This is a genomic window from Pseudomonas sp. SST3 (assembly GCF_003325755.1).
In genome coordinates, this window is sequence record NZ_QORI02000095.1 from 1 (window position 1) to 4,799 (window position 4,799).

A 4,799-nucleotide genomic window follows, 5' to 3' on the forward strand; every position below is an offset into this window, starting at 1 on the left:
GAAGGAGCGCGTCACGTTGTCGCAAGGGGACTGACCGTGCGCCAGACCGAAGCACTGGTCCGGCAGTGGTTGAACAGTACGGGGCAGCCGAAAAGCGAGCCGAAAAGCGATCCGGACATTGTTCGCCTTGAGCAGCGCCTCGCTGAGCGTCTGGGTTCTCCCGTGCAAATTAAGCATGGCGAAAAAGGCAAGGGACAGTTGGTGATCCGCTACAATTCGCTGGATGAGCTGCAAGGTGTGCTTGCACACATCCGCTGAAACAAAATTTATGTAGTGGCAGTCGGAAACTGCTACCTGAAGGTTGAACGCAGGGTGTCCTACTCCTATACTCGCCGCGCTTTTTTGACTGCGGTCATTGCTGACCAGCGAACGACTTTGGCGATGGATGTACGGTGAATATACGCAACAAGACACCACTCCATCGCATGCCGGTTGTTCGAGTGCTGATCGTACAGGCGCTCGTTGCGTTGGCCGCAGGCGTTTCTTGTGGCTTTTTTTTTGGTATGGTCGCCGGCTATTCGGGACTACTGGGTGGTTCGATAGCGCTGATGGCCAACGTGTACTTCGCGTTCAAGGCGTTTCGCTATTTCGGCGCGCGTTCGGCCAAGGCCATCGTTCAGTCCCTATGGGCTGGCGAGATGGGTAAACAGATTCTGGCAGCAGCGCTGTTTGCGCTGGTGTTTGTGGGAGTGAAACCGCTACAACCGGCTGCTCTGTTTGCCGGATACCTGTTGGTTTTAGGCGCGGGCGCGAGCGCCCTCCTACTGATGAAAAATAATCCGAAGCATTGAGCACTGAGGCGTTTATGGCGAGTACCCCGGCGGAATATATCCAGCATCACCTACAGAATCTGACTTACGGAAAACTGCCGGAAGGCTATGTTCGCGCAGACGGCTCAGTGGTCGATCAGGCCAGCTGGACCATCGCGCAATCGGGTCTCGAAGCTCGGGATATGGGTTTCATGGCGGTCCATCTCGATACGCTCGGATGGTCGCTGTTCATGGGGCTGATCTTCATTCTGATCTTTCGCATGGCTGCCAAGGGCGCTACCGCCGGAATACCGGGTCGCCTGCAGAACTTCGTCGAGATGTGCGTTGAGTTTGTCGAAGGTGTAGTGAAAGACACCTTCCACGGCCGCAACGCGCTGATTGCTCCACTGGCCCTGACCATTTTCGTCTGGGTGTTCCTGATGAACAGCCTGAAATGGATCCCTGTGGATTACATCCCCGGTCTGGCAAGTCTGCTGGGGCTGCCGTACTTCAAGATTGTCCCGACAGCCGACCCGAACGGTACTTTCGGCCTGTCCCTCGGCGTGTTCATTTTGATTCTGTTCTACAGCGTCAAGGTCAAGGGTGTGGGCGGCTTCAGCAAGGAACTGGCGTTTACGCCGTTCAATCACTGGTCGCTTATCCCGTTCAACCTGTTCCTCGAGATCCTCGGTCTGCTGACCAAGCCGCTGAGTCTGGCTCTGCGTCTGTTCGGCAACATGTATGCCGGTGAGGTGGTGTTCATCCTCATCGCGCTGCTGCCGTTCTACGTGCAGTGGACCCTGAATGTGCCCTGGGCGATCTTCCATATTCTGGTGATCCCGCTTCAGGCGTTCATTTTCATGGTTCTGACCGTGGTGTACCTGAGCTCTGCGCATGAAGATCACGGACATGCCGAACTCACACCGTAACAGCTGATCCGGTTCAAACAGTTTCGCTTTACCCAAGAAAACCTTAACCCTTAGCTTCAGGAGCTTTACATGGAACTCGTCTACATCGCCGCCTCTATCATGATCGGTCTGGGTGCCCTGGGCACTGGCATCGGCTTCGCCCTGCTGGGCGGCAAGCTGCTGGAATCCACTGCTCGTCAACCCGAGCTGGCCCCTCAGCTGCAAACCAAGACCTTTCTGATGGCCGGTCTGCTCGACGCCGTACCGATGATCGGTGTTGGTATCGCGATGTACCTCATCTTCGTTGTCGCTGCTTAAGACCTTTCCGGTTCCTGATGGGGTTCGCATCGCGAGCCCCGTTGCCGTGGAATTGACAACCGCGTCGAACGAGATAGCACGAGGTATATCGCTGTGAACATTAACTTGACGCTGTTCGGTCAAACGTTCGCTTTCGCTATTTTCGTCTGGTTCTGCATGAAGTACGTATGGCCGCCAATCACCAAGGCCATGCAAGAACGCCAGAAGAAAATCGCCGAAGGGCTGGACGCCGCAGGCCGTGCGCAGCAAGACCTAAAATTGGCTCAGGAAAAGGTTTCCAATACCCTCCGTGAGACCAAAGGGCAAGCTGCCCAGATCCTTGAGCAAGCCAACAAGCAGGCTAACGCCATCGTTGAGGATGCCAAGCAACAGGCGCGCGCCGAAGGCGAGCGACTGGTAGCCGGCGCCCGCGCCGAAATCGAGCAGGAAGTGAATCGTGCCAAGGAGCAACTGCGTAACCAGGTAGCCGTGCTGGCTGTTATGGGTGCGGAGAAGATCCTGGAGTCCCAGGTGGACGCCAAGGCGCACAACGATCTGGTCGAAAAACTGGCCTCCCAACTCTAAGCGAGGCAAGCGATGATCAATACCCAGACGCTTGCCCGGCCATACGCAAAGGCCGCGTTCGAGTTCGCCAGCGCGGCTGGTCGGATTGATGCCTGGTCGGGCATGTTGAGCCTGGCTGCGGTCGCCGTTGACGTTCCCCAAGTTGCCGAGCTGCTGAAAAATCCTCGTCTGACCAGCGAAAGCAAAGTTCAGACGCTGGTTCAGCTACTCGGTAGCGATATCGATGAAGCGTTCCGAAATTTCGTCTCCACGCTTGGCGACAATGATCGCCTGGACGTGTTGCCGACCATTCGGGAGCTGTTCGAGGAGCTCAAGGCTGAGGCCGAAAAGACACTCGACGTTGAAGTGCAGACAGCTTTCGAGCTGACCCCTGCGCAACTCCAAACTTTGGCTGCCGCCTTGTCGAAGCGGCTAGATCGTACCGTCAACCCCCAGCAGGTCGTGAACCCTGCGCTGATCGGCGGCGTTGTTATCCGCGCCGGCGATGTGGTTGTCGATGGTTCGGTCCGCGGCAAACTGAGCCAGTTGGCCGAATCGTTGAAATCCTGATTTGAGGGTCGTGGCATGCAGCAACTGAATCCTTCCGAGATTAGTGAAATCATAAAGCAGCGTATCGGTAGTTCCGATGTGTCTGCCCAAGCGCGTAACGAAGGCACCATCGTCAGTGTTTCCGACGGTATCGTTCGCATTTACGGCCTTGCCGACGTGATGTACGGGGAGATGATCGAGTTCCCTGGCGGCGTCTTCGGCATGGCTCTGAACCTGGAGCAGGACTCTGTTGGTGCCGTGGTACTGGGCGCTTATCAGAGTCTGACCGAAGGCATGAGCGCCAAGTGCACCGGTCGCGTACTGGAAGTTCCGGTAGGTCCCGAGCTGCTGGGTCGTGTAGTCGATGCACTGGGTAACCCGGTCGACGGCAAGGGCCCGGTCAACGCTCAGGCAACTGACGCGGTTGAAAAGGTCGCTCCTGGCGTGATCTGGCGTAAGTCGGTCGACCAGCCGGTTCAGACCGGTTACAAGTCGGTCGATGCGATGATCCCGGTCGGTCGCGGTCAGCGCGAGCTGATCATCGGTGACCGCCAGATCGGTAAGACCGCTCTGGCCATCGACGCGATCATCAACCAGCGCAACAGCGGCATCAAGTGCGTCTATGTAGCGATCGGTCAGAAGCAGTCGACCATCGCCAACGTGGTGCGCAAGCTCGAGCAGCACGGTGCACTGGCTAACACAATCATCGTTGCCGCTTCGGCTTCCGAATCCGCTGCGCTGCAGTTCCTGGCTCCGTATGCCGGTTGCACCATGGGTGAGTATTTCCGTGACCGCGGCGAAGATGCGCTGATCGTTTATGACGATCTGTCCAAGCAGGCCGTGGCCTATCGTCAGATCTCCCTGCTGCTGCGTCGTCCGCCGGGACGTGAAGCCTACCCGGGCGACGTGTTCTATCTCCACAGCCGTCTACTCGAGCGCGCATCGCGCGTTTCCGAGGAGTACGTCGAGAAGTTCACCAATGGCGCCGTGACAGGCAAGACCGGCTCGCTGACCGCTCTGCCGATCATCGAAACCCAGGCGGGTGACGTTTCGGCGTTCGTTCCGACCAACGTGATTTCGATCACCGACGGTCAGATCTTCCTCGAGTCGTCGATGTTCAACGCTGGTATCCGTCCGGCCGTCAACGCCGGTATCTCGGTGTCCCGTGTTGGTGGCGCTGCGCAGACCAAGATCATCAAGAAGCTGTCCGGTGGTATCCGTACCGCTCTGGCTCAGTACCGTGAACTGGCGGCATTTGCTCAGTTCGCCTCTGATCTGGACGAAGCGACCCGCAAGCAGCTCGAGCATGGTCAGCGTGTGACCGAGCTGATGAAGCAGAAGCAGTACGCGCCGATGTCCATTGCCGACATGGCGGTGTCCCTGTATGCGGCCGAGCGCGGCTATCTGCAGGACATCGAAGTAGCCAAGGTCGGCGCCTTCGAGCAGGCGTTGATTGCCTATTTCCATCACGAGCACGTCGCTCTGCTGGACAAGATCAACGTGAAGGGCGACTTCAACGACGAAATCGACGCAGGCATCAAGGCCGGTATCGAGTCGTTCAAGGCCACCCAATCCTGGTAAGCCGCAGCGGGAGCTGCAAGGCTCCCGCTTGCTAACCCGATAGGTGTCAAATGGCAGGCGCAAAAGAGATTCGCAGCAAGATTGCGAGCATCAAAAGCACGCAGAAGATCACCAGCGCCATGGAAAAGGTGGCGGTCAGCAAGATGCGCAA

General features: G+C 57.5%; 6 protein-coding genes and 2 pseudogenes. All 8 read left to right on the top strand.

Going from position 1 to position 4,799, the window contains the following annotated elements:
* Nucleotides 1–258: pseudogene (locus DQ405_RS24135) on the top strand (ParB/RepB/Spo0J family partition protein); the annotation flags it as partial.
* Nucleotides 259–392: 134 nt separating this feature from the next.
* Nucleotides 393–791, top strand: a complete 399-nt coding sequence (locus DQ405_RS24140) for a F0F1 ATP synthase subunit I (protein WP_342030455.1) — start codon at nt 393–395, stop codon at nt 789–791.
* 14 nt (nt 792–805) lie between these two features.
* The gene (atpB, locus tag DQ405_RS24145) at nt 806–1,678 is read left to right on the top strand and encodes a F0F1 ATP synthase subunit A (protein WP_168426346.1); all 873 of its coding nucleotides are present in this window, start codon (nt 806–808) and stop codon (nt 1,676–1,678) included.
* Nucleotides 1,679–1,747: 69 nt separating this feature from the next.
* A complete protein-coding gene (gene atpE, locus DQ405_RS24150; RefSeq protein WP_019340921.1) occupies nt 1,748–1,975 on the top strand; it encodes a F0F1 ATP synthase subunit C in 228 nt (75 codons plus the stop codon).
* A gap of 93 nt (nt 1,976–2,068) precedes the next feature.
* Nucleotides 2,069–2,539, top strand: coding sequence for a F0F1 ATP synthase subunit B (locus DQ405_RS24155; protein WP_102837649.1), 471 nt, complete (start codon nt 2,069–2,071; stop codon nt 2,537–2,539).
* A 12-nt stretch (nt 2,540–2,551) separates the two neighbouring features.
* Entirely contained in the window at nt 2,552–3,088 is a 537-nt protein-coding gene (locus tag DQ405_RS24160) for a F0F1 ATP synthase subunit delta (protein WP_168426347.1), read from the top strand.
* Between the two features lie 15 nt (nt 3,089–3,103).
* Nucleotides 3,104–4,648, top strand: a complete 1,545-nt coding sequence (atpA, locus tag DQ405_RS24165; protein ID WP_122163079.1) for a F0F1 ATP synthase subunit alpha — start codon at nt 3,104–3,106, stop codon at nt 4,646–4,648.
* Nucleotides 4,649–4,698: 50 nt separating this feature from the next.
* A pseudogene (locus tag DQ405_RS24170) lies at nt 4,699–4,799 on the top strand (F0F1 ATP synthase subunit gamma); the annotation flags it as partial.

Excerpts from the sequence above, each read along its gene's own strand:
- atpB (WP_168426346.1), top strand. The coding sequence starts at position 806 with ATGGCGAGTACCCCGGCGGAATATATCCAGCATCACCTACAGAATCTG.
- atpE (WP_019340921.1), top strand. The coding sequence starts at position 1,748 with ATGGAACTCGTCTACATCGCCGCCTCTATCATGATCGGTCTGGGTGCC.
- DQ405_RS24160 (WP_168426347.1), top strand. The coding sequence starts at position 2,552 with ATGATCAATACCCAGACGCTTGCCCGGCCATACGCAAAGGCCGCGTTC.
- atpA (WP_122163079.1), top strand. The coding sequence starts at position 3,104 with ATGCAGCAACTGAATCCTTCCGAGATTAGTGAAATCATAAAGCAGCGT.